28 protein-coding genes and 1 pseudogene are annotated in these 23,421 nt (G+C 67.0%); 15 read left to right on the forward strand and 14 right to left on the reverse strand.

The annotated features are described in order from the left end of the window. The first annotated feature begins 45 nt into the window (after positions 1-45). The 3 genes from ACH0CP_RS08775 (at position 46) to ACH0CP_RS08785 (ending at position 2,449) form a co-directional block, all read left to right on the forward strand. Positions 46-996, forward strand: coding sequence for a nitronate monooxygenase family protein (locus tag ACH0CP_RS08775; RefSeq protein ID WP_294442056.1), 951 nt, complete (start codon positions 46-48; stop codon positions 994-996). Between the two features lie 13 nt (positions 997-1,009). After that, positions 1,010-1,801 carry an enoyl-CoA hydratase/isomerase family protein gene (locus ACH0CP_RS08780; RefSeq protein WP_294442057.1) on the forward strand — a complete coding sequence of 264 codons (792 nt, stop codon included), beginning with the start codon at positions 1,010-1,012 and terminating at the stop codon, positions 1,799-1,801. A 102-nt stretch (positions 1,802-1,903) separates the two neighbouring features. Continuing rightward, on the forward strand, positions 1,904-2,449 hold the full coding sequence (locus ACH0CP_RS08785) for a thermonuclease family protein (protein ID WP_294442058.1): 546 nt from the start codon (positions 1,904-1,906) through the stop codon (positions 2,447-2,449). 18 nt (positions 2,450-2,467) lie between these two features. On the opposite strand, the gene ACH0CP_RS08790 is transcribed toward ACH0CP_RS08785, so the two are convergent. Continuing rightward, on the reverse strand, positions 2,468-2,746 hold the full coding sequence (locus ACH0CP_RS08790; RefSeq protein ID WP_294442059.1) for a chorismate mutase: 279 nt from the start codon (positions 2,744-2,746) through the stop codon (positions 2,468-2,470). Positions 2,747-2,808: 62 nt separating this feature from the next. On the opposite strand from ACH0CP_RS08790, the gene ACH0CP_RS08795 reads away from it, so the two are divergent. Continuing rightward, a complete protein-coding gene (locus tag ACH0CP_RS08795) occupies positions 2,809-3,819 on the forward strand; it encodes a polyprenyl synthetase family protein (protein ID WP_294442060.1) in 1,011 nt (336 codons plus the stop codon). A gap of 111 nt (positions 3,820-3,930) precedes the next feature. Here ACH0CP_RS08795 and ACH0CP_RS08800 read toward each other — a convergent pair whose 3' ends face one another. Further along, positions 3,931-4,890, reverse strand: a complete 960-nt coding sequence (locus ACH0CP_RS08800; RefSeq protein ID WP_406888511.1) for a cation diffusion facilitator family transporter — start codon at positions 4,888-4,890, stop codon at positions 3,931-3,933. A gap of 105 nt (positions 4,891-4,995) precedes the next feature. Here ACH0CP_RS08800 and ACH0CP_RS08805 point away from each other — a divergent pair, with 105 nt between their 5' ends. Then, entirely contained in the window at positions 4,996-6,171 is a 1,176-nt protein-coding gene (locus ACH0CP_RS08805) for a glycosyltransferase (RefSeq protein ID WP_294442062.1), read from the forward strand. Positions 6,172-6,258: 87 nt separating this feature from the next. Here ACH0CP_RS08805 and ctrA read toward each other — a convergent pair whose 3' ends face one another. From ctrA to ACH0CP_RS08825, 4 genes are all read right to left on the reverse strand, one after another. Further along, positions 6,259-6,957: a response regulator transcription factor CtrA gene (gene ctrA / locus ACH0CP_RS08810; protein ID WP_294442063.1), complete on the reverse strand. Its 699-nt coding sequence runs from the start codon at positions 6,955-6,957 to the stop codon at positions 6,259-6,261. Between the two features lie 97 nt (positions 6,958-7,054). Continuing rightward, a complete protein-coding gene (locus ACH0CP_RS08815) occupies positions 7,055-8,149 on the reverse strand; it encodes an AI-2E family transporter (protein ID WP_294442064.1) in 1,095 nt (364 codons plus the stop codon). A gap of 39 nt (positions 8,150-8,188) precedes the next feature. Next, positions 8,189-8,779, reverse strand: coding sequence for a cysteine hydrolase family protein (locus ACH0CP_RS08820; RefSeq protein ID WP_294442065.1), 591 nt, complete (start codon positions 8,777-8,779; stop codon positions 8,189-8,191). 43 nt (positions 8,780-8,822) lie between these two features. Then, on the reverse strand, positions 8,823-9,710 hold the full coding sequence (locus tag ACH0CP_RS08825; RefSeq protein WP_294442066.1) for a LysR family transcriptional regulator: 888 nt from the start codon (positions 9,708-9,710) through the stop codon (positions 8,823-8,825). 95 nt (positions 9,711-9,805) lie between these two features. On the opposite strand from ACH0CP_RS08825, the pseudogene ACH0CP_RS08830 reads away from it, so the two are divergent. Both ACH0CP_RS08830 and wrbA read left to right on the forward strand, forming a co-directional pair. Then, positions 9,806-10,517, forward strand: a pseudogene (locus ACH0CP_RS08830) (pirin family protein). Between the two features lie 133 nt (positions 10,518-10,650). Continuing rightward, positions 10,651-11,253, forward strand: a complete 603-nt coding sequence (wrbA, locus tag ACH0CP_RS08835) for an NAD(P)H:quinone oxidoreductase (protein ID WP_294442068.1) — start codon at positions 10,651-10,653, stop codon at positions 11,251-11,253. Positions 11,254-11,317: 64 nt separating this feature from the next. Here the strand turns inward: wrbA and ACH0CP_RS08840 are convergent, their stop codons facing one another. Further along, positions 11,318-12,115: a M15 family metallopeptidase gene (locus tag ACH0CP_RS08840; RefSeq protein WP_294442069.1), complete on the reverse strand. Its 798-nt coding sequence runs from the start codon at positions 12,113-12,115 to the stop codon at positions 11,318-11,320. Positions 12,116-12,163: 48 nt separating this feature from the next. On the opposite strand from ACH0CP_RS08840, the gene ACH0CP_RS08845 reads away from it, so the two are divergent. The 4 genes from ACH0CP_RS08845 (at position 12,164) to ACH0CP_RS08860 (ending at position 14,818) form a co-directional block, all read left to right on the forward strand. Then, positions 12,164-12,844, forward strand: a complete 681-nt coding sequence (locus ACH0CP_RS08845) for an RluA family pseudouridine synthase (protein ID WP_294442070.1) — start codon at positions 12,164-12,166, stop codon at positions 12,842-12,844. Continuing rightward, positions 12,837-13,235, forward strand: coding sequence for an alternative ribosome rescue aminoacyl-tRNA hydrolase ArfB (arfB, locus tag ACH0CP_RS08850; protein WP_294442071.1), 399 nt, complete (start codon positions 12,837-12,839; stop codon positions 13,233-13,235). Before ACH0CP_RS08845 ends, arfB begins: the two co-directional genes overlap by 8 nt. A gap of 51 nt (positions 13,236-13,286) precedes the next feature. Next, positions 13,287-13,664, forward strand: coding sequence for a hypothetical protein (locus tag ACH0CP_RS08855; protein ID WP_294442072.1), 378 nt, complete (start codon positions 13,287-13,289; stop codon positions 13,662-13,664). Between the two features lie 65 nt (positions 13,665-13,729). Beyond that, positions 13,730-14,818 carry a helix-turn-helix transcriptional regulator gene (locus ACH0CP_RS08860; RefSeq protein ID WP_294442073.1) on the forward strand — a complete coding sequence of 363 codons (1,089 nt, stop codon included), beginning with the start codon at positions 13,730-13,732 and terminating at the stop codon, positions 14,816-14,818. A gap of 8 nt (positions 14,819-14,826) precedes the next feature. Here ACH0CP_RS08860 and ACH0CP_RS08865 read toward each other — a convergent pair whose 3' ends face one another. Both ACH0CP_RS08865 and ACH0CP_RS08870 read right to left on the reverse strand, forming a co-directional pair. Further along, positions 14,827-16,023 carry a mechanosensitive ion channel family protein gene (locus tag ACH0CP_RS08865; RefSeq protein WP_294442074.1) on the reverse strand — a complete coding sequence of 399 codons (1,197 nt, stop codon included), beginning with the start codon at positions 16,021-16,023 and terminating at the stop codon, positions 14,827-14,829. A gap of 9 nt (positions 16,024-16,032) precedes the next feature. Beyond that, positions 16,033-16,983, reverse strand: a complete 951-nt coding sequence (locus ACH0CP_RS08870; protein WP_294442102.1) for a DNA topoisomerase IB — start codon at positions 16,981-16,983, stop codon at positions 16,033-16,035. Between the two features lie 170 nt (positions 16,984-17,153). On the opposite strand from ACH0CP_RS08870, the gene ACH0CP_RS08875 reads away from it, so the two are divergent. Both ACH0CP_RS08875 and fdhD read left to right on the forward strand, forming a co-directional pair. After that, a complete protein-coding gene (locus ACH0CP_RS08875) occupies positions 17,154-17,705 on the forward strand; it encodes a type 1 glutamine amidotransferase domain-containing protein (RefSeq protein WP_406875666.1) in 552 nt (183 codons plus the stop codon). A gap of 45 nt (positions 17,706-17,750) precedes the next feature. Then, positions 17,751-18,539 carry a formate dehydrogenase accessory sulfurtransferase FdhD gene (gene fdhD, locus ACH0CP_RS08880; protein ID WP_294442076.1) on the forward strand — a complete coding sequence of 263 codons (789 nt, stop codon included), beginning with the start codon at positions 17,751-17,753 and terminating at the stop codon, positions 18,537-18,539. 33 nt (positions 18,540-18,572) lie between these two features. Here fdhD and ACH0CP_RS08885 read toward each other — a convergent pair whose 3' ends face one another. Together ACH0CP_RS08885 and ACH0CP_RS08890 are read right to left on the reverse strand one after the other, a co-directional pair. Further along, positions 18,573-18,998: an organic hydroperoxide resistance protein gene (locus ACH0CP_RS08885; RefSeq protein ID WP_294442077.1), complete on the reverse strand. Its 426-nt coding sequence runs from the start codon at positions 18,996-18,998 to the stop codon at positions 18,573-18,575. A gap of 76 nt (positions 18,999-19,074) precedes the next feature. After that, complete coding sequence (locus ACH0CP_RS08890; RefSeq protein WP_294442078.1) at positions 19,075-19,410, reverse strand: HNH endonuclease; 336 nt, start codon at positions 19,408-19,410, stop codon at positions 19,075-19,077. Between the two features lie 106 nt (positions 19,411-19,516). Between ACH0CP_RS08890 and ACH0CP_RS08895 the strand changes: the two genes are divergently transcribed. Continuing rightward, the gene (locus tag ACH0CP_RS08895; protein WP_294442079.1) at positions 19,517-20,263 is read left to right on the forward strand and encodes an SDR family NAD(P)-dependent oxidoreductase; all 747 of its coding nucleotides are present in this window, start codon (positions 19,517-19,519) and stop codon (positions 20,261-20,263) included. Further along, a complete protein-coding gene (locus ACH0CP_RS08900) occupies positions 20,263-21,330 on the forward strand; it encodes a phosphotransferase (RefSeq protein ID WP_294442080.1) in 1,068 nt (355 codons plus the stop codon). The genes ACH0CP_RS08895 and ACH0CP_RS08900 overlap by 1 nt, the downstream gene beginning before the upstream one ends. Positions 21,331-21,372: 42 nt before the next feature. Here the strand turns inward: ACH0CP_RS08900 and ACH0CP_RS08905 are convergent, their stop codons facing one another. The 3 genes from ACH0CP_RS08905 to ACH0CP_RS08915 all read right to left on the reverse strand — a co-directional run bounded on the left by ACH0CP_RS08905 (position 21,373) and on the right by ACH0CP_RS08915 (position 23,368). Then, positions 21,373-21,522, reverse strand: a complete 150-nt coding sequence (locus ACH0CP_RS08905; protein ID WP_294442081.1) for a hypothetical protein — start codon at positions 21,520-21,522, stop codon at positions 21,373-21,375. 158 nt (positions 21,523-21,680) lie between these two features. Then, positions 21,681-22,571, reverse strand: a complete 891-nt coding sequence (locus ACH0CP_RS08910) for an alpha/beta fold hydrolase (protein ID WP_294442082.1) — start codon at positions 22,569-22,571, stop codon at positions 21,681-21,683. Further along, the gene (locus ACH0CP_RS08915; protein ID WP_294442083.1) at positions 22,568-23,368 is read right to left on the reverse strand and encodes an SDR family NAD(P)-dependent oxidoreductase; all 801 of its coding nucleotides are present in this window, start codon (positions 23,366-23,368) and stop codon (positions 22,568-22,570) included. The genes ACH0CP_RS08910 and ACH0CP_RS08915 overlap by 4 nt, the downstream gene beginning before the upstream one ends. Positions 23,369-23,421: the final 53 nt, after the last annotated feature.

Consider the following 23,421-nt stretch of genomic DNA (forward strand, 5'->3'; position numbering starts at 1 on the left):
TGGCGCCAAGGCGCTGCTCGTGCGAACCCGATCTTCGAATCGCAATTGCGGGAGAGGGAAATGGCGCTGAAGACGCGCGTCACCGAGATGCTCGGGATCGAGAAGCCGATCATCCAGGCAGCGATGGGCTGGATCGCGCGGTCGCATTTGTCGTCGGCCGTGTCGAACGCCGGCGGGATGGGGATCATCGAGACGTCGTCGGGTGAACTCGACGCGGTGCGCGACGAGATCCTCAAGATGCGGCAACTGACCGACAAACCGTTCGGCGTGAACGTCGCCCAGGCATTCGTGCGCGATCCGGGCATCATCCAGTTCGTGATCGATCAGGGCATCCGCTTCGTCACCACCTCGGCGGGTGACCCGATGAAATATACCGGCATGCTGAAGGCCGCGGGCCTCACCGTATTTCACGTCGTCCCGAGCCTGGCCGGCGCGCTGCGCGCGGTCGAGGCCGGTGTCGACGGCCTGATCGTCGAGGGCGGTGAGGGCGGCGGGTTCAAGAACGCCAAGGACGTCTCCACCATGGTGCTGGTGCCGCAAGTGGTCGAGGCGGTCGACGTCCCGGTCGTCGCCGCCGGCGGCATCATGGACGGGCGTACCATGGCCGCCGCGTTCGCGCTCGGCGCCGAGGGCGTGCTGATGGGCACGCGCATCCTCTCGTCGGCCGAAAGCCCGGTGCACGAGAATTGGAAGACGGCGATCGTCGAGGCGGATTCGACCGACACCGTGTTCCTCAACCGCAGCGGCCCCGGCCCCGCGCTCCGCGCGCTGCGCACCGAGCGCACGACGCGGATCGAGAAGGAGGGCACGCCCAACATCTTCGGCGAATTCGCCGATACGCAGGCGGTCTATTTCGGCGGCGACCTGGAGGCGGGCATTGCGCTCACCGGGCAAGTGGCGGGGCGCATCCGCGAGGTGAAGCCGGTCGCGCAGATCTTCGACGAGACGATGGCGGAATATGAAGCGACGGTCGCGCGCCTGCCGCGGCCCGCGTGAGGGGAGAGGAAGAATGAGCGAAGACGTAACCTACGAAGTCTCCGAAGGCGTCGCCACGCTGACGCTGAACCGCCCGGACCGGATGAACACCATCTCCGGCCCGATGCTGGACGAGCTTACCCGCCTGCTGGTGAAGGCGGGCGAGGATCGCGACGTGCGCGTGATCGTGCTGACCGGCACCGGCCGCGCCTTCTGCGCCGGGCTCGATCTCAACGCCGCCTCGAAGGGGGAGGGGATCGGATCTTCGTCGGCCACCTTCGGCGCGACAATCGACCTTCGCAACACGCCCCCCACCGTGCTCCACGCGCTCGACAAGCCGGTGATCGCTGCGCTCAACGGCTCGGCCGCGGGCTATGGCATGGACCTGGCGCTCGGGTGCGACATCCGCGTCATGGCCTCGGAAGCGAAGCTCGCCGCCGCCTTCGTGAAGCGCGGCGTTTTGCCCGAATCAGGCGGCACCTGGTTCCTGCCGCGCATGATCGGGTGGGCCAAGGCGGCGGAGATCGTCTTCACCGGCCGCACACTGTCGGCGGAGGATTGCCTCAAGGAACGGCTCGTCAACGAAGTCGTGCCGGCCGATCAGGTCGCCGCGCGCGCGCGCGCGCTGGCGCTGGAGATCGCGGCCAACGCCCCGATGGCGGTGCAGGGCGCCAAGCGGCTGATGCGCATGGGGATGGAAGAAACCTTCGATACCCATGTGCAGCACGTCTATCTGCAGCTGCTGCCCTTGTTCCAGAGCCAGGATTTCCGCGAGGGCATGGCGAGCTTCCTCGAAAAGCGCCCGGCGAAGTTCACCGGCAAATAATGCATCGACGCGGCGCCGCGGCCATCATCCCGCGGCGCCGCGCCGCCTGTTAACGATGATGATTGATCGGTCGCTTACCGGTGGCGGGCACAGACTTGGCCGATGCGCCACGACCGCTCGTTCCACCGCACCGCCGCCCGCCGGCGCGCACCTGCGCCGATCAGCTTCTGGCCTAGGCCGCGTCGGCGGCGCAAGCTGCCGTTCGCCGCAATGCTGGCGCTGGCGATCGCGACCGGCCTCGCCGCCGGCGTCTCTTTCGTCGCCGACACGCCGGCGCCCGGCACGGCCACTGCAGCCACGACGCGCCACTTCGCGCTTTGCCACACCGGCGGCGGCGAGAATTGCGTGGTGGATGGCGACACGATCTGGATCGGCGGCGAAAAGGTGCGGCTTGCCGATATCGACACGCCCGAAACCCACCCGCCACGCTGTCCTGAGGAGGCGGCGCTGGGGGAACAGGCGACGCGTCGGTTGCAGGAATTGCTCAACGCCGGCCCTGTCACGCTGGCCGATGCCGATCGCCCGACCGATCGCTACGGCCGCCGCCTCGCGATCGTCACGCGTGACGGCCAGTCGCTCGGCGATACGCTGATCGAGGAAGGGCTGGCGCGCCCCTGGGAAGGCCGCCGCCGTCCCTGGTGTTCCTGATCCGCTGCTACCCGATGATCAGCCGCGGAGCCGCTCGTGGTGGCGGATCACCTCGTCGATGATGAAACGCAGGAACTTCTCGCTGAATTCGGGATCGAGCTCGGCTTCCTCGGCCAGCGCGCGCAACCGCGCGATCTGTGCTTCCTCGCGGCCCGGATCGGCCGGGGGCAGCCCCGATTCGGCTTTGTAGCGCCCCACCGCCTGCGTCACCTTGAATCGTTCGGCGAGCAGGCAAACGAGTGCCGCGTCGATATTGTCGATGCTCTTGCGATAACCCCTCAGCACCTCGTCCGGCATTCGCGTCCTCCCACTATCCCGCGGTTGCGGCCTTGCGCCCGCGTCCGTAGAGGCACTTGCAGATGAGCGCCACCATCCACCGCCTCGCCGGCCGCCAGCCGTCGCTTGATCCGATGATCCAGCTCGTCGCTGGCGACATGAACCTTGTGAATGCCGCGATCCTCGATCGCATGCAGTCACAGATCCCGCTGATTCCCGAACTGGCCGGTCACCTGATCGCCGGCGGGGGCAAGCGCATGCGCCCGATGCTGACGCTCGCGAGCGCCAAGCTGCTCGGCTATTCCGGCACGCGCCATCACCGGCTGGCCGCCGCGGTCGAGTTCATCCACACCGCGACGCTGCTGCACGACGACGTGGTCGACGGGTCCGATCTTCGCCGCGGCAAGCGCACCGCGAACATCATCTGGGGCAATCCGGCGAGCGTGCTGGTCGGCGATTTCCTGTTCTCGCGCAGCTTCGAGCTGATGGTGGAGGACGGCAGCCTCAAGGTGCTGAAGATCCTGTCCAACGCCAGCGCCGTGATCGCGGAGGGCGAGGTGCATCAGCTCACCGCCGCGCGCCGCGTCGATACGGCGGAGGATCGCTATCTCGAGATCATCAACGCCAAGACCGCGGCGCTGTTCGCCGCCGCCTGCCGCATCGCCGCGGTGGTGGCCGAGCGACCGGAGTCGGAGGAAGTGGCGCTCGACGCCTACGGCCGTAACCTCGGCATCGCCTTCCAGCTGGTCGACGATGCGATCGACTATACGTCGGACGCGGGCACGATGGGCAAGGACGCGGGCGACGATTTCCGCGAGGGCAAGATGACCCTGCCGGTGATCCTGGCGTATGCGCGCGGCAGCGAAGAGGAACGCAAGTTCTGGAAGGATGCGGTCGAGGGCCGGCGCGACACGGACGCGGATTTCGCCCATGCGATCGAGCTGGTCCGCGCCACCCGCGCCGTCGACGACACGATCGCCCGCGCACGCCATTACGGCCAGCGCGCGATCGACGCGCTTGGCCCCTTCGCCAGCGGCAAGGCCAAGGACGCGATGATCGAGGCAGTCGAATTCGCCATCGCACGAGTCTACTGAGCGGCGCCGATACCTGTCGTCACCCCGGCCCCGAGCCGGGGTCCGCTTCTGCTCACACCACCGACAATCCAGCGGCACCCGGATCAACTCCGGAGTGGCACCTAAACCCGGCTAGATCGCCTCCGCCGGCTCCAGGACGCAGGCGCCGTCGCCGGTCTCCACCTGCAGCATCGCATGGCCGATGCCGAAATCATGGTGCAGCATGTCCTGCGCCGATTGCAGAAACGCATCTCCCGGGTGGCCGCCCGGCATCAGCAGATGCGCCGTCAGCACCGGCTCGGTGGTGGACATCGGCCAGATATGAAGATCGTGGATCGCCGCCACGCCCGGCAGGCCGGCGAGCGCCGCGCGCACGCGATCGTAATCGATGGCCCGCGGCACGGCGGCAAGGCTCATCTCCACCGTCTCGCGCAGCAGCCCCCACGTCTGCCAGAAGATCAGCGCCGCGATGGCGAGGCTGACGACGGGATCGATCCACGATGCGCCCGTCAGCCAGATGCCGATGCCCGCCAGCACCACGCCGGCGGAAACCGCCGCATCGGCCAGCATGTGCAGATAGGCACCGCGGATGTTCACGTCGCCCTTTCGCCCGCGCGCGAACAGCCACGCCGTCACCCCGTTGATCAGGATGCCGACCGCCGCCACCGCAGAAACGGTCAGCCCCGGTACGGTCGCCGGCTCCCCGAAACGGTTCACTGCCTCCACGGAAATGGCGCCGATCGCCACCAGCAGCAGCACCGCGTTCGCCAGCGCGGCGAGGATCGTCGATCCTTTCAGGCCGTACGTGAAGCGCTTCGACGGCGGGGTGCGGGCAAGCACCGCCCCGGCCCAGGCCACCGCCAGGCCAAGCACATCGGACAGATTGTGCCCGGCGTCGGCAAGCAGCGCGACGGAACCGGTCCACAGCCCGGCCGATGCCTCCGCCACGACATAGACGAGGTTGAGCGAGATGCCGATCGCGAAGGCGCGATCCCAGGTCGCGGGCGGCGCGGGGTGATGATGGTGGCCATGATCGTGGCCTCCGTGGTGATCCCCATGGTGGTGCCCGTGGCCGTGGTGCGCATGACCCATGGTTGCTGATTAGCAGGGCGGGCGAAGCGAGGCTAGGATGGCCGCGTGGCGCTGCTCCGTCTGGCGGAAGCGTCGCCTTAACCTGTCGGAACTAGGGGGTGGCCGATGCTTCGCGTGCTGACGCTTTCCACGCTGTTCCCGGACGAGAGCCGCCCCAATTTCGGCGTGTTCGTCGAACGGCAGACGATCGGCCTTGCCGCGCTGCCGGATGTGGAGGTGCGGGTGGTGGCGCCGATCGGCCTGCCGCCGTGGCCGCTTAGGCGCCACGCGCATTATCGCCCGCTCGCCACGGTGCCGCGTGCCGAAACATGGAAGGGACTTGAGGTCCAGCGTCCGCGCTTCACCGTCTGGCCGGGAATGGGCGGTCGGTTCCATGCCCCGGCGCTGGTGCGCACGCTCGAGCCCGTGCTTCGCCGGCTGGGCGCGGACTTTCCGTTCGACGTGATCGACGCGTCCTTCTTCTTCCCCGATGGTCCCGCGGCAGTTGCGCTCGGGCGGCGGTTCGGCGTGCCCGTCTCGATCAAGGCGCGCGGTGCGGACATCCATCACTGGGGCCACGCGGCAGGCACGGCGCGCCAGGTGCTCGCGGCCGGGCAGGGGGCCGAGGGCCTGCTCGCCGTCTCCGCCGCGATGCGCGACGACATGGCCGCGATCGGAATTCCTGCCGGCAAGGTCCGCGTCCACCATACCGGCGTCGATCTCACCCGTTTCGCCCCGGTCGATCGCGCCGCCGCTAAGGCGACACTGGGGATCAGCGGGCCCCTGGTGATCTCGGTCGGCGCGCTCATCCCGCGCAAGGGGCATGACGTGGTGATCGACGCGGTGGCGCGCCTGCCAGGCGTCTCGCTGCTGATCGCAGGGGAGGGGCCGGAGCGCGCCGCGCTACAGGCGGCGATTGCCCGGCATAACGCGGCGGATCGCATCCGTCTGCTCGGCGCGGTGCCGCATGGCGAGCTGCCGGCGCTGATCGCCGGGGCGGACGCGATGGCGCTCGCCTCCGCGTCCGAAGGGCTTGCCAATGCCTGGGTCGAGGCGCTCGCCTGCGGCACGCCGGTGGTGATCACCGGTGCCGGCGGCGCCGCCGAACTGGTGACCGGGCCGGTCGCGGGGCGCATCGTGCCGCGCGACGCCGCCGCCTTCGCCGCCGCCATCCATGATGTGCTGGCCGCGCCGCCCGCAGCGGCCGATGTGCGCCGCTTTGCGGAAGGGTTCACTTGGGAGGCGAATGCTTTTGCCTTGCGCGATCATCTGCAAGGGCTGGTGGCGCGGCGCCAGGCTTAGGTAGGCGCGCCATAAAGCAGAAGGGCCGCGGCACCCCCCGATGCCGCGGCCCACTCCCCTTACGCGGGAGCCGGTAAACTCGTGATGTCAGGCGACCTTGGCGGTCACCTCGTCGGGTTCACGCAGCACATAGCCGCGGCCCCACACCGTCTCGATGTAATTCTCGCCTTCGCACGCCATGCTCAGCTTTTTGCGCAGCTTGCAGATGAAGACGTCGATGATCTTCAGTTCGGGCTCGTCCATGCCGCCATAGAGATGGTTCAGGAACATCTCCTTGGTCAGCGTCGTGCCCTTGCGGAGCGACAGCAGCTCCAGCATCGCATATTCCTTGCCCGTCAGGTGAACGCGCGCGCCATCGACTTCGACGGTCTTGGCATCGAGGTTCACCGAGAGCTTGCCGGTCTTGATCACCGACTGCGAGTGGCCCTTCGATCGGCGCACGACGGCATGGATGCGCGCCACCAGTTCCTCGCGGTGGAACGGCTTGGTGACGTAATCGTCGGCGCCGAAGCCGAAGCTGCGCACCTTCGAATCCATCTCGCTCACGCCCGACAGGATCAGCACCGGCGTCGAGACGCGCGCGACGCGCAGCTTCTTCAGCACGTCATAGCCGTGCATGTCCGGCAAGTTCAGATCGAGCAGGATGATGTCGTAATCATACAGCTTGCCAAGATCCAAGCCTTCCTCGCCCAGATCGGTCTGGTAGACGTTGAAGCCTTCGGCGGACAGCATCAGATCGATCGCCTTGGCGGTCGTCGGCTCGTCCTCGATCAGCAGCACTCGCATGAGTCGTTCCCCCGTTTGCGAGCGCCGCGGCAACACCGCCGCGCCCCAACCGATTCATTAACCACACGAGGAATGAACGCAAAAGGTTAATTAGGAATTAATCCAGCTTAACTGCCGAGTCGCGCTCGGTGCCGTCGGCCGTGAACAGTGATCGGTGACGGCTTCTGGGAATATCCTCGCCCAATGTGTCGCGCAGGTACAGGCTGCGGATCAGGGTATAGATCACCACCAGCAACGCAGCCGAGAAGAACAGGCCGAAAAGTCCGAATACGGCACCGATGCCCAGGATCGCGAACAGCGTCACGGCGGGCGGAATGGCGATCACCCGGCTGGTTACATAGGGCGTGATGAAATTGGTCTGGATCACCCGGACGATCGCAAACACGCCCAGCGTCCACAGCACGTGGCTGACGGACTTGGTGGCGGCGAGGCCAAGCGCCGGGATCATCGCCGCGAGCGGGCCGACATAAGGGATGAACTCGCTGATGCCGGTGAGGAGGCCAAGCGCCGGCGAGGAGGGGACGCCGATCCACCACAGGCCAACCCCGATCAGCAGCCCCATGGTCGTCATCTGGATCAGCTGTGCGCGCAGCCACAGCCGCAGCGTGGAAGCGGTGTCGAGCAGCGCATCCTCCACCACGGCGCGCTTTGACGGCGGCATCAGCAGCAGGAAGCCGCGCTCGTAGATCTTGGGATCGACCGCGAAGAAGATCGCGCCAACCAGCACCAGCAGGGCGTTCAGCACGAACGCGCCGGCGCCTTCCGCCAGCCCGCCGATGTCCTGCGCGATCCGGCTGCCGGCGAAGGCCGCGCGCACGGCGTCGACCACCTTCGCGCCGACCGGCGATTGCGACATCTGTCCGCCGATCTCGTCCAGGATGCCCGGCAGCTCGGTCACCAGCACGTTGACCTGAGTGCGAAACTCGACGCCGAACAGCCAGCCCAGCAGCCCCATGATCGCCAGGATCGTGATGATCGCGGTGCCCAGCGCCGCCTTTTGCGGCATGCGCAACCGCTTCTCGTAGATCTCGGCGATCGCATGGATGACGATCGCACCCAGGATCGATCCGAAGGCGAGGATCAGCAGGTCGCCCATGAAGTAGAGCGCCGCGGCCAGCGCCCCGACGACAAGGATCAGGAACAGCCGGCGGATGAACCGCGCGTCGTCGTCATCGGGGGCAAGCCGGTTCATCACCGACGAACGTGGCAGAATTCCCGATGTTGCAACAGATCAATCGGCGTCGCTGCCCATCCCCACCTTGGGCTTCATCGCCAGCCAGTCGGCGAGCGTGAGTTTGCCCGTCGGGCTGGTGTTGGCGCTCATGCCGTTCGCCATCAGCTCGATCGCCCAGCGCGCACGCTGCGGCTCCTGCGCGCCGGTCGCGTCCGCCGGCACCCACAGGTCATATTCGCGCATATGCCCGTCCGCGGCGGTGAACAGCACGCAGATGTCCGCCGCCAGCCCGCAGATCACCAGCCGCGTGATCCCCAGCCGCGGCAGCAGCGCAGGCAAGGTGGTGGCGTAGAAGCCGGAGGATTCGGGCTTGATGACGAAATAATCCTCAGGCGTGGGTGCCAGCGCCTGTGCGATCTGCGCCCCCTTGCCTTCGCGGATCCAGCCGATGAGGTCGCTCCACTCGTCGCGCCAGCGGCCGTAATTGTCGTTGACGAAGATCACCGGCACGTCCGCCGCGGCGGCCTGCTCGCGCAGCGACGTGATCGGATCGATCATCGCCGCGGCCGCCTGCTTCAACGCGTCCCCGCCGTCGAAATCGAAGGTGTTGAGCACGTCGATGATGAGGATGGCGGCTTTTCCGGTCATGCCCGCGGGGTAGCGCCTCTTGGAAAGCGCACAACGATCTCGATCAATCGCGCAGCCGTTCTGACAGGAAGGCGATCAGCGCCTCGACCCGCGCGGGGCGCAGCGGGCTCGGCGGCGTCAGCAGGTGCAGGCCGACCGGCGCCGGCCGCCAATCCGGCAGGATCTCGACCACCGCGCCCGTTTCCATCGTATCGCCCAGGATGAACGCGGGCAGCCGCGCGATGCCCAGCCCGCCGGTCAGCGCCGGCATCAGCGCCTCGCCGCTGTTCGCCGCGATCGGCCCCTGCGCCTTCACCGAAACCTCAGTCCCCTCGGGCCCCCGAAAGCGCCACGGGCCGGAGACGTTGGTATAGCCGAGCAGCGCGTGGTCCCCCAGCTGCCCGGGATGCGTCGGCGTGCCGTGACGCTCCAGATAGGCGGGCGCCGCGACAAGGTAGGAATTGATCGAGCACAGCCGCCGCGCGCGCAGCGAGCTGTCCGGCAATTCCGCGATGCGCAGCGCGACGTCGAACCCCTCGGCGACGATGTCCACACGTGCGTCGGAGAGGTTCAACTCCACCTCGATCCCCGGATGTGCCGCCAGGAACTCCGCCAGCAGCGGCGCGACATGCGAAACGCCGAAGGTCATCGGCGCGGCCAGCCGGATCCGCCCCGCCGGCGCGCTCGCCGCATCGCGCGCCGCTTCCTCCGCCGCCTGCGCGGAGGCTAGGATCAGCGCGGCATGTTCGGCCAGCGGCCGCCCCGCCTCGGTCAATGACAGGCGCCGCGACGTACGATGGAACAGCGACTGGCCAAGATCCGCCTCCAGCCGAGACACGGCCTTGGAGACGGTCGCCTTGCTCAGCCCCAGCGCGTCCGCCGCAGCGGTGAACGAGCGATGCTCGGCAACGGTGGCGAAGATCGCCCAGGCTTCAAGATCAGGCAGCCGCATGATGCTGGCGTATCATCTGAAACAATCCGTTTCAATCGTTTCGGTTTTCGCGACCCGCGCTTCATCTTATCTCCGCCTCAACAACGGAGGTTTTCATGACCGACACCCGCTCCCGCATCGATCGCCGCCCCTTCGAAAGCCTCGGCCACGCCGATCATGGCTGGCTGGACGCGCGGCATCATTTCAGCTTCGCCAATTACTATGATCCCGCCCGCATGCTGGGGCGCAATCCGCGTCTGGAACGATGACAAGATCGCCCCGCAGACCGGTTTCCCGCCGCACCCGCACCGCGACATGGAGATCATCACCTATGTCCGTACCGGCGCCGTCACCCACCAGGATTCGATGGGCAACAAGGGCCGCACCGGCGCTGGCGATGTGCAGGTGATGAGCGCCGGCACGGGCGTTCGCCACGCGGAATATAATCTGGAGGACGAGACCACCACGCTCTTCCAGATCTGGATCGAGCCGCGTGCGAAGGGCGGCAGCCCGGCGTGGGGCGCCAAGCCCTTCCCCAAGGGCGATCGCTCCGGCCGCTTCGTGGTGCTCGCCAGCGGCTTTGCCGAGGATGCCGAGGCGCTGCCGATCCGCGCGGATGCGCGGGTGATGGGCGCCACGCTGAAGGCTGGCGAGACCGTCACCTACACCGTGGGCGAGGGGCGGCACGCCTATCTCGTCCCGGCGACGGGCGCGATCACCATCGACGGCGAGGCCATCAACACCCGTGATGGCGCGGCGCTGGTCGGCGGTACGTACACGATTGCGGCAACCGAAGAGGCCGAACTGGTTCTCGTCGACGCCGAGTGACCTGCACGCCCTTCCGCGTGGGCGGAAGGGGCGGGGGAGGCGAAATCCTCCCCCGCGTGTTTACCGGGTCTGGTGACAGGCCCCCAACCCCGATCCCTCCCGCACGCGGCAGGGGCGCCATTGGAGACACATCATGACGAAGGTTCTTGTCCTTTATTATTCGTCCTACGGCCACCTTGCCACCATGGCCGATGCCATCGCCGAGGGCGCGCGGGCCGGCGGCGCCGAGGTCGATGTGCGCCGCGTGCCCGAAACGGCGCCGAAGGAAGTGGCGGAGGCCGCGGGCTTCCGCGTCGACAATTCCCACCCGGAGATCGAAAGCGTGAATGCGCTGGCCGATTATGATGCGATCATCATCGGCGCGCCGACCCGCTTCGGCCGCATGCCCAGCCAGATGGCCGCGTTCCTCGATCAGGCCGGCGGCCTGTGGGCAAAGGGTGCGCTGAACGGCAAGGTCGGCGGTGCCTTCACCTCCACCGCTACCCAGCATGGCGGCCAGGAAGTCACCCTATTCTCGATCATCACCAATTTGCTGCATTTCGGCATGACGGTGATCGGCCTCGACTATGGCTATCAGGCGCAGATGAACATGGAGGCGATCCACGGCGGCTCGCCTTATGGCGCCACCACGCTCGCCGGCGGGGACGGCAGCCGCCAGCCGAGCGAGATCGACCTTGGCGGCGCCCGCTACCAGGGCAAGCGCATTGCCGAGACGGCCGCCAAGCTGAAGGGCTGATCGCGAACCCCGCCACCCCGGGTACGATGCCGGGGTGGCAGCCGGCGCGGGGACCCGGCTTGGCCTACCCGCGCTGCGCCTTGCGCCGCGCTTTCTCTTCCTGCCGCTCGCGCCGTTCCCGCTCCCGCCGCTGCTTGCGGGTTTCCGGCGGAGGCGGCGCGATCGTCTGCACCGCCGGCGGCGGCGTCACCTTCGGCATAACCGGGTCGATCGCCGGATCGGCGGGAAACTCCGCCCGCGCGCGGCGGAACAGGAACCGCGCCCGCTGCGCGCCGGGCACATTCGCATTTGCGCCCACCCAGCGCCAATGCCACGGCTCCCACTTCACATTCTGCTTGTTCCCCGGCGGGAAGGACATTTCGAAGCCGAAGCGCGGCGCGTTCTTCGCCAGCCAGCGAAACGCGGGCTTCGCCGCCATGCACGCCTCGGCATCCGGGCAGCCATTGGCGGGCCGCACCGTGAAATCCAGCGCATAGCCCGTGGCGTGTTCGCTATGCCCCGGCGGCGCGGCGGAGATCGCGCGATCCTCGCCACTCGCGCTCAGCCTCGTCCGGCAAAAGGTCGCCTGTTGCCGCTCGATCGAACGATGGCAGGACAGGGCATAAAGCTGCCCCTGCACGGCCGGGTCGCCCTGCGCCGCCGCCAGCAATCTCTGCAGGTCCGCCATCGCCTCGGGGCGCAGCTGGCAGCCATAGATCGAAAGGCCCGTGGGCGCGCTCACCAGTGCCCCCGGCGCGGCATCGCCATAGGGCAGGTGCCCGAGTGCGCGGCCGTCCTTGCCGATCGCGACGTTCGCGCCGTCGCACAATTGCGCCTGGGCCGGTGCGGCAACCGCGATCAGGGCAAGAAACAGGTGGCGCATCGACACCCTCTCTGGCCTCCGGCGCCCCACGATGGCAAGGGCGGGCGCATGATAGGTGACCGGGTACTCTTCCTCGACGGCGAAGCGCTGGTGATCGACAAGCCGGCGGGCTTGCCGGTCGATCGGCCGCGTGATGGCTCGATCAGCCTCGAGAATCACATGGCGAACCTCACCTTCGGCTTCCGCCGCTGGCCGCAGCCGGTGCATCGCCTCGACCGCGACACCAGCGGCTGCCTGCTCCTGTCGCGCAATCCCAAGGCGCACGCCCGGCTGCAGCAGGCGTTCGAGGCAGGGCAGGTGACGAAGCGTTACCTCGCGATCCTCGATGGCGTGCCGGAAGGCGAAGGCGGCGAAATCGATTTCCCGCTCGGCAAGATCTCCAGTGCCGAGCGCGGCTGGCGGATGACGCGCGATGCCGCGGGCAAATCCGCGCGCACCGCGTGGCGCCTGCTCAAGGTGCGCGACGATCGCGCGCTGGTCGAATTCCGCCCTGCCACCGGCCGCACGCACCAGATCCGCGTCCATGCGCTGGAGGGGCTTGGCGTTCCGGTGGTCGGCGATCCCGTCTACGGCCGCGCGCACAAGGCCGGCATGATGCTGCACGCGGCGACGCTGATCGTGCCGCGTCCGGGCAAGCCCGATGTCAGCGCCGAGGCGCCCTGGCCGCCGCGCTTCTCCGAAGTCGGCTTCTCGGAAGCAGACGTCGCGGCGCCGGGCGCCGATGGCTGAGGTGCCGGAGGACGCGATCGAGGAACGCTTCCTCGCCGCGACCGGCCCCGGCGGACAGAACGTCAACAAGGTCGCCACCGCCTGCCAGCTGCGGGTGGATGTCTTCAAGCTTGGCCTTCATCCCGAAACCTTCCGCCGGCTGAAGCTGCTGGCGGGGTCACGGCTCACATCATCCGGCACATTGGTCATCACCGCGCGCCGCTATCGGACGCAGGAAAGCAACCGCGCCGATGCCCGCGCGCGGCTGGCCGAGCTGCTCGCGAAGGCCGAGGAGCGGGAGGCGCGCCGGGTGAAGACCAAGCCGTCTCGCGCCGCCAAGGCGAAGCGGGTGGACGAGAAGAAGGGCCGCAGCGCGGTGAAGGCCGGGCGCGGCAAGGTGCGGGACTATTGACGCGCCCGTATTGAAGCTTTGCCTGCGTGTATTATATCCGCGACACACCTCATGGACAGGACCGCTATGGCGAAGAAGGGCAAGAAGGGTTTCCGCATCCCCAAGGAAATCGGGGGGGTGAAGGTGCCGAAGGAAGCACGCCGTGCGGGCGAGGCGCTGATCGAGAAGGTCAACACGCCTGCCGGTCGCCAGGCGCTCGCCTCGGGCGTTGCCATGGCGGCGTCGGCCGCGGCCGCCGTCGCGGCGAAGCAGGCGCGTGGTGCGGCCAGGCCGTCGCAGGCCGCCGCCGCCGATGCCCAGCCCGCCGCCTGTCATAACAACAATCCTCAGCAACCAGGTCAGGGCGGCACTGCCAATCTTGATCAAGTTGCGGAGGCGTTCGGCCAGGCGGCGGATGCTTTCATGAACAAGATGTTCGGACGCCGCTAAGCAACTCGTCTTACTGGCGCTGCGTCGTTTCTTGCGGTAACGCAAGACATTCGGGCGGAGCGCTTGTGGGGCAGTGGAACGCGATCACTGATACATTCCTCGCCGCGGCAGTTCAGCCGCAGCGCTGGATCGATGCACTCGAACTTCTCGCCGACGCGACGGGTTCCGATCACGCCCAGCTGATCGGCATCGGCCCCGGCTATTCGCTCGGCTTCAACTGGGCCAACGGCCTGACGGAAGCGGAGCGGCAGCTTGCCGACGCCGACGGCATGGTCTCGCCCGACACGAACTTTCGCGTCGCCGCTGGCTTCGATGCGCCCGTCGGCCAGATCATCCGCGAGGATCGCTATCAGGCGGTGACGCCCCTGCTGCGGGACGATCGCTATCTCGATCTATGCCGCGATCTCGATATCCTGTTCGGCTGCCAGACGAACGTGCGGGTCGATGATCGCGGTCTGATCGGCTTTGCATTGCTGCGCTCGCACCGCACCGGGCCGACGACGCCCGAGGCGATCGATATCTTCGCCCGCGCCGTCGACAGTGCCGCCGCCGCCACTGCGCTGCAGACCTCGCTCGAGCAGGAGGCGCACCAGCTGATCGCCGGAAGTTTCGAGGCGATGGATATCGCCTGTTTCGTGCTCGATCAGCGGATGACCGTCCACGCCATGACGCGCCCGGCGGAGGCCTTGCTGCGCGACGGCGTCATGCGGCTCGAGGGCGGCCGCGTGACATTGCCGGTCCAGGCCGATGATCGGCGCCTGGCGTCCGCCAGCAATGCGGTCGCCGCGCAGCGCACCTTGCTCGGCAATGTCATCGTGCGCACCGGCGCGGGGATGATGGTGCTGAAGCTCCATCGTCTCCCGGCTCGCGAATGGAACATGGGCTTCGCGCCCTTCGCGATCCTAGTGGTCAACCGCCCCGGCGGCGGCAGCGCCGCGGCGGATATCGCCTTCCTACGCGATCATCATGGGTTGACGACCGCGGAAGCGGAGGTCGCGCTGCTGCTTCGCGCCGGCCATGGCCGCGCGGCGATCTGCGCCCAGCGTGGCATCACCCGCGAAACGCTGCGCAGTCACTTGAGGGCGCTGTTCGCCAAACTTGGGGTTCACAAGGAAACCGAGGCGCTGCACCTGCTGCACATCATGCTGCCATGATCCGCCATTCATGCACTTTGTTCGCCATGCCGCGCCATCTGGCCCACATCTTTGACCGGCAAAACATCGGGGTAAGGCAGCACCAGCCGGCCGTCCGGCGCGGCGGTGAAGGTGGTCTGCGTCGGATAGGGGATGCTGATCCCTTCCGCGCCTAAACGGCGGAAAACCGCCAATCCCACCTTGGTCCGCGCGTCATAGGCCTTCTGGTAATCGGCATGCGACGTATCGAATTCCAGCTCGAAATCGACCGACGACGCGCCGAACTGCACGAATCCGCAACGTACGAACACTTCGTCCTGTTGTTCGACCACCTCGCGCAAGATCTGAGGCAGTCGATCAAGCAGGTCGGGATTGGTCTCATAAGCAACGCCGATCGCCAGCTTTGTGCGACGTCGATCGCGCTGCGAATTGTTGATGATTTCCTTGTCGAGCAAGTTCTTGTTCGAGATGACGCGCTCTTCGCCGTTGATCCCGCGCACCCGCGTTGACTTGAGACCGATCTCCTCGACCGTCCCCGAACTGCTGTCGTAACTGATAGAATCGCCGCGCCGGAACGGGCGGTCGAAGATGATCGCCAGCGCCGCGAACAAATCCGCAAAGATCCCCTGCGCCGCGAGACCGATCGCGATACCGCCCACGCCCAGACCTGCGACAAGGCCGGTGACGTTCACGCCAAGGTTGTCGAGCACCACCACCAGCGCGATCGCGAACACGACGATCGTCACCAGCAGGCGGATCAGGCCCATGGCGTTCATCAGCGCCTCGCCTGAGTAATTCTCGGACTTGGTGCGATGCTCGATCGCGCCCAGGATCAGCTCGCGCGCCCAGATCGCCGCCTGGAAGACGGCCGCCAGCGTGAACAGGAAATCGATCGTCTTGGTGACGATCAGCGGCGGATCGGTGTATCCGGAGACCAGCTTCGCCGCGACCATGATGATGAAGAAGGTGCCGGTGCGCTGGATCGCGCGTCCGAGGATCGCCGACCATCCGGCGCCGGAGGCGGACCGATGCGCCAGCCGCGGGCCAAGGCTGCGCAGCCACAACAGCGCGAGCGCGACGCCTGTGCCTACCGCAATCGCAATGGCCACTTGCAGCCAGTGATCGCCGATCCACTCTGCGCTGGAGGTCCAGAAGGTGTGAACCTGATGCTGGATCTCATCCGCCGAAATGTTCGGCAGGGGATCGGTCTTGTTCTTGGCTGCCATATACCTCTTCTACGCCGCTTTTCGCTCGCCTTCCGACTCACCGGTTTCAAGGAACGCAATGAGGCCGCGTTCCGCCCGGCTCAGCCACCTTGTCGAGCGCGGCAGGTTCAGTGCCGCACGAAAAGCCGCCTGACCATCCTTCACCAGCGCGATCAGTGCCGGATGGACATAGGATTTCCGCGCGATCGCCGGCGTATTGCCGAGCCGCTCCGTCACCGGGGCTAGCAGCGTCTTGAGGCTCAGGTCCTGTTTCGCCTGCGCCAGTGCCTCGAAGGCGATCGCGCTCGCACCCCAGGTGCGGAAGTGCTTGGCGGTGAACGCCTCGCCCATCGCTTCCTTGATATAGGCGTTGACGTCCGACGAGGTGACCGGCCGCGGCGATCCATCGGCGTCGACGTACTGGAACAGCTTCTGGCCCGGCAGATCCTGGCATTTCTTCACGAAGCGCGCGAGGCTGCCGTCATTGATCGTCAGCGTCTTCAGCTTGCCCGATTTCGCGCGATACTGGAGCTTCAGCGTACTTCCGCGGATCTTCGCGTGCCGATCGCGCAGCGTGGTCGCGCCGAAGCTCTTGTTGCTCTTGGCGTAGATCTCGTTCCCGACCCTCAGATGCCCGATGTCGAGCAGCTTCACGATCGCGGCAATCGTCTTTTCCTTGCTGTGGCCGCGCTGGCGCAGATCGGCCTCGACCCGCTCGCGCAGCTTCGGCAGCGCACGGCCGAAAGCGGCGCACAGATTGTATTTCTCGTCCTCCCGCGCGGCGCGGAAATCGGCGTGATAGCGATATTGTTTGCGGCCCTTCTCGTCCCAGCCGACTGCCTGGATGTGCCCGTCCGGGTCGGGGCAGAACCACGCGTCACGATACGCCGGCGGCAGGCCGATGGCGTTCAGCCGGTCGATCTCGTCCCGGTCGGTGATCCGTGCGCCATCGGGATCGAAATAGGCCCAGCCGAAGCGCATCTTGCGCCGGGTGATGCCGGGCTCTTCATCGTCGTGATAGACGATCCTTGACGTTTCCACCTGCTACCTCCGCGTGGCTCGGGAAATGCGCGGGCCATCGCAGGGTTCCGGAACGCGGAACGACGCCAGTTGGTTGAGGCGCCATTCCAGACACAGGAGTTGCCCCCAACATGTCCGATCTTTCCCAGGCTCGGGTGCTGATTCTCGCGACCGACGGGTTCGAGGATTCCGAATTGTTCGAGCCGCGCCAGGCGTTGCTCGACGCGGGCGCGAAGGTAACGCTCGCCTCGATCAAGACCGACCCTATCCAGGGCGTGAAGCACGACAGCGATCCCACGCGCACCATCACTCCGGATCTGACGCTCGATCAGGTCGACACGGAGGATTTCGACGCGCTGCTTTTGCCGGGCGGCGTCGGCAACCCCGACAAGCTGCGCATGGAGGATCGCGCCGTCTCGATCGTCGGCGAGTTCATGGACGACGAAAAGATCGTTGCCGCCATCTGCCACGCCCCGTGGCTGCTAGTTGAGGCCGATGTGGTGGACGGGCGGCGGGTGACGAGCTGGCCTTCGGTCCGCACCGATCTCGAAAATGCCGGCGCTGATGTGGCGGACGAAGAGGTGGTGATCGATGGCAACCTCATCACCAGCCGCAAGCCCGACGACATCCCCGCGTTCAACCGTGCGCTGATCCAGGCGCTGGAGGATGATCTCGCCGGCTGAGCCTGGCGCTTGCCGTCACCGGTCCGTATCCCCAATGTACGGGCTATGACGGATAGTGCGATCCCGGCCTCGGCCGCCACGCAGGACTTTCGCCGCGTGGCGGTCGACGGCGGTGACAGCGCGACTCAGCGCGCGGTCGCCGAGGAATTGCCCGTCGCGATCGAGTGCAACGGCATCGCCTATGCAGTGTTGATGGCGACGCCAGCAGATATCGAGGATCTGGCCTATGGCTTCGCGCGCAGCGAACGGCTGATCGACGACGCCGATGATGTTCGCGGGGTCGATCTGCATGTGACCAGCGGCGGGATCGTCGCCCGCGTGTCGCTGGCCAATCGCGTCGCCACGCGGATCAGCGATCGCGTCAGGCATCGCACATCGGACGGGTCCTGCGGCATTTGCGGGGTGGAGACGCTGGCACAGGCGCTGCGGCCGCTGCCGGGCGCCACGACTTGGGATGGCGACGATGCGGCGGTGTTCCGCGCCTATCAGGACCTTCGCTCGGCGCAGTTGCTGAATGCGGCCACCGGCGGGGTGCATGGCGCGGCAGCCTGTACCCGCGAGGGCGTCATCCGCCTCGTGCGCGAAGATGTCGGCAGGCATAATGCGTTCGACAAGCTGATCGGCGCGATGATGCGCGCCGGCCTCACGTGGGACGGCGGTTTCGCGCTGCTCACCTCGCGCTGTTCCTATGAGCTGGTGGAGAAGGCGGTGCTCGCCGAATGCCCGCTGCTCGCGACGATCTCCGCGCCGACACGGCTTGCGCTCGACCGCGCTCGCGAAGCGGGGCTTGCGCTGCGCACGCTGGTGCGCGGGGATTCGCTGCTGGCGACGTGACGGCGCGGCTGGGCGGCGCCGTCACGCGGCCAATCAACGGGTCGAAACGTTCAGCTTCACGTCGACATTGCCCTTGATCGCATTCGAATAGGGGCAAACGGCGTGTGCGGCCTGGACGATCTCTTCGGCCTTCGCCTGATCCACCCCGGCGATGGTGACGTCGAGCGTAACGGCCAATCCGAAGCCGCCCTGGTCAGTCGGCAGCAGGCCCACTTCGCTGGTCACTTCGATGTCATTGTCGCGCACCTTGTCCGCTTTGCCGCGCGTGACGTGGATCACGGCATTCTCGAAGCAGGCAGCATAGCCAGCGGCGAACAGCTGCTCAGGGTTGGTCGCGCCGCCCTTGCCGCCGAGTTCCTTGGGCATGGCGAGTTGGAGGTCGAGGATGCCGTCCTCGCTCTTGATGGTGCCGCTGCGACCGCCGACGGCGGTAACTTTGGTCGTGTACAAGTGGCTCATGACATCTCCTTTCAAGGCGGATGATAAGCATCGCGCTCACCATTTATATATTGCAATACTAGATTGCGCGCAATAGTTATCGCGACATATTTTTGCGCGTTGGCGCGTGGAAGTCTGCGGGCTTGCCTGCGATCCAGCGCAGGAACCTCGCTATGGCGGGCAGGGTGCGAACCGCTTCGAGGGAGCCGAGCCGCGCCAGCTGCGCATTGTCCTCGGCCGCATGGATCGCGCGGTGGCAGATCGGGTGTAGCGGCGCCGTTTCGCGGCCACCTTCGCTCTTCGGCACGACATGATGCCACTCGATCCGGGTGCCGAGCGGCCGCTCGCACAGCGCACATGCCGGCGGCGCCGCTTCCGCCGCCTGCCGGGCTGCGGCCTCTGCAAGGCCCCGGTTGCGCTTCACTCTTCCCATCGTCTTCCATGTAGGAATCGGGGGCCTGGCTTGCAGCGCGCCGCGCAATCGGCTTAACAGCAGCTAAGTCAGCCGGCTTACGATCGGCGGCACGAGGAGATGATGCATGGCCGAACCCCACCCCTTGTTTGATCTGACGGGCAAGGTCGCGCTGATTACTGGTGGCTCGCGCGGACTGGGGCGTGAAATGGCGCTCGCCTTCGCCGACGCCGGCGCGGATGTGATCGTCTCCAGCCGCAAGGCGGAAGCATGCGAGGCCGTCGTCGCGGAGATCAAGGCGAAGGGCCGGCGCGCAGCGGCGATCCCCGCCCACGCGGGCAAATGGGATGAGATGGACCGGCTGGCGGACGCCGCCTGGGACACGTTCGGCACGCTCGACATCCTGGTCGCCAATGCCGGCATGGGGCCCTTGGTGCCGAGCCACGAAGTGTCGGAAGCCTTGTTCGACAGCGTCGTCGGCCTGAACTTCAAGGGCCCGTTCCGCCTGATGGCGAACATCGCCAACCGCATGGCGCAAGGCGAGGGCGGCGCGATCCTCGCCACCTCCTCGATCGCCTCGCTGCGGCCGACGCCGATGGTGGTGCCCTACGCCGGCGCCAAGGCGGCGCTGAACGCGATGGTTTCAAGCATGGCGCATGAATACGGGCCGAAGGTGCGCGTGAATGCCATCGCCGCCGGGCCGTTCCTGACCGATATCGCCAAGGCGTGGACCGAGGAAGCGCGCGAGAAGACCGACAGCGCGTCGGGCCGCCCCGGCCGCCCGGAAGAGATCGTGACGAGCGCCCTGTACCTGGCGAGCCCGTCGTCGAGCTTCGTCACGGGCACCGTAATCCGCTGCGATGGTGGCTGCTGATGGCCGCGGATCTTGAGGGGAGCGCAGTCGACGCCGCCTGGTTGACCGGCCGGCTGCGCGGCGCCGGTGTGCTGCGCGAGGCGAGCGTCTCGTCGGTCGAGGCGACGCCGGTGGGCGTCGGCATGCTCGGCGATTCAATCCGTTTCGTGGTGGAATATGACCGTGACGAGGGCGCGCCTGCGTCGTTCGTCGGCAAGTTCGCCAGCGCTGATCCGACCAGCCGGCAGACAGGTGCCGGCTTCGGCCTCTATGAACGCGAAGTCGGCTTCTACCGCCATGTCGCCGACACGGTGGCGATCCGGTCCCCCAAGTCCATCTCGATCGAACATGACCCCTCGGACGGCACCTTTGCCTTGCTGATGGAGGATCTGACGCCGGCCCGCCCCGGCAACCAGTTGACGGGCTGCGGGCTCGCCGATGCCGAACGCGCGATGGAGCAGGCCGCCGCGTTGCATGGGCCGCGCTGGAACGATGCGACGCTTCGCGACCATGCATTCCTGGACACCAGCGGCGCGCGCGACTTCGTCATCAGCGTCTTCCCGGACTGCCTCGCCGAGTTTCATCGCCGCTATGATGGCGTGCTTGAGCCGGAATATATGGCAGTATGCGATCGCTACGGCGCGCTTCTGGCGAGCGCGCCGATGCCGCAGCCCACCAGCTTCACGCTCACCCACGGCGATTTCCGGTTGGACAACATGCTGTTCGACGCGCGCGGCGGGGAGGTGCCGCTTGCGGTGCTCGACTGGCAATCGCCGTCGATCGGGCTTGGCGCCGTCGACGTCGCCTATTTCCTGGGTCTCGCACTATCGATCGAGGATCGCCGGGCGCACGAGCGGCACCTGCTGGAATATTATCTCGATCAACTGCGCGGCTTTGGCGTCAGCGATTATGGCTATGACGATCTCTACCGCGATTACCGCCTGACCCTGTTGTCCGGCGTGTCCACCGCGGTCTTCGCCTCTGCTTCCACCAAGCGGACGGAGCGCGGCGACGCGATGTTCCTGGCGATGGCCCGCGGCGGCTGCGCGCAGGCGATCGACTGCGACGCACTGGCGCTGATGGCATGAAGTGACGCGCAGCGATGGGAACGTCATCGCGCGCTGATCTTGCTATAGCCCGGACGAGCCCTGGCGCTTCTGGAACATCGCGACGGCAATCATCGCCAGCACGCCGATCGGGAACCAGATACCGGGCTCCCCGGCGATGATGCCGATGAACCAGAATACGGCCAGCGCGGCGACGGGCGTGAGTTTCGTCATGCCAGAACGCTATGGCTAAGGTGGCGGCGCGGCAAGGACGCAGCAGATGGATGGGAAAGCAGTTCAGCTGCCGTTCCGGCAAATCGCCTGATCGGGCGAAGACCTGACCCGATATTTCCGGTGGGCTTTCCTCAGCGGCCGTCTCCTTGCGGCGCCGGTCATGCCGGCGGCAGCCATTCTGTGATGATCTCGTTCACCGCCTCGGGGGCTTCCTGCTGCACCCAGTGGGACACGCCGGGGAGGCGACGGATCGTGAGGTCGTTCACATAACGCTCGGTGCCGTCGAGCGTCTCCAGCCCCAACGCCTTGTCCTCCTCACCCCAGACGATCAGCGTTGGCACGTCCACCTTGCCGTCACCAAGCGCCATGGCGTTGCGATTGCGCAGCGCGGCGCGATACCAGTTCACCATCGCCGTCAGCGCGCCCGGGCGCTGCGCCGCCTTGGCGTAGACGTCGAGCACCTCATCGGGAAAGCGACTCTTGTCGATCGCCATGCCACGGAACGCTTCGCGGATCCCGCGCCCATCGTTCCGTCCGAGCGACCATTCCGGCAGGAACGGAAGCTGGAAGAAGGCGACATACCAGCTGCGCTTGCGCTGCGGGCCGTGCTTCAGCGCTTCGGCGAAGCACAGGGGATGGGGGAGGTTCATCACCACCAGCCGCTCGATCGGCCGCTTCTTCCCGATCGCGAAGAGCCAGGCGATCGCGCCGCCCCAATCGTGCGCCATCAGCGTCAGCTTCTTGGCCCCGCTCGCGTCGAACAGCGCCGCGGCGTCCTCGACGATCAGATCGGAACGATAGGCGGCAACTCCCTTGGGCCGCGACGATGCACCATAGCCTCGCTGGTTAGGCGCCCAGACGCGATACCCCATCTCGGCCAGTAGCGGCATCTGGTAGCGCCAGGAGAAGTTCAGCTCCGGAAAGCCGTGCAGGCACAGGACAAGGTGATCGCCGCTCCCTGCCTCGGCCACTTCGAAGACGCGGCCACTGGCCGCAACTTCGCGGATCGAGATGCCGCTGTCAGCGGGCGGGTTCCAGCTTGGCGTCATGCGGTCGCTCCTTGGGTCGCCGCAGCAGCGGCTGCCGCGGCATAGCGCAAGAGATTGGGCTGGCCGGTCCAGGCCGTTTGCCCGCCGTCAGCGACGAAAACCGCGCCGGTCACATAGGATGCGGCATCCGACGCGAGGAAGGCGATCACTTCTGCCATCTCCTCCGGTGTGCCGGCGCGGCCCATCGGGATCGTGTCATGCCAATCCTCCTCCAGGCCCGGCATCGCCTTCGCACCTGCCGTCAGCGGGGTGGCGATCAGCCCTGGGCAAAGCGCGTTGACGCGGATCCCTTCGCGCGCGTGATCGACTGCCAGGCTACGCGTGTAATTGATCACGCCGGCCTTGGCGGCATTGTAGGCGGTGAAGCCATAATCGCCGCCCATGCCGGAAATCGACGCGGTATTGACGATCGCGGTTCCCCGCCCTGTCATGTGCGGAATTGCCGCGCGGCAGGCGTAGAACACTGCGTTGAGGTCGATCGCGATCACTCGCTCCCAGGTCTCCGGCTCCAGATCAGGCGTCCGTCCGAAGCATCCGATGCCGGCGTTGTTGACGAGGACGTCGATCCGGCCGTGCGCCTCGACGGTCCTGGCCACGACTCCCTCAACAGCTGTGCGATCCGCCACATCGGCCGCGAGCGCCAGGCCGCCCGTCTCCTGAGCGACCGCTTGCGCTGCGTCCAAAATGAGATCGACCACGACGACGCGCGCGCCCTCTCGCGCCATCAAGCGCGCGGTTGCGGCGCCGATGCCGGAGCCGCCACCGGTGATCAGCGCCACCTTGTCCTTGAACCGCATCCTGCTCTCCCCTCGTGCGGGCCGGTTGATTCGGCGCTCGCTTCGGGCCATCA

The sequence above is a fragment of the Sphingomonas sp. 179-I 2A4 NHS genome (assembly GCF_045369135.1).
Lineage (GTDB): Bacteria > Pseudomonadota > Alphaproteobacteria > Sphingomonadales > Sphingomonadaceae > Sphingomonas.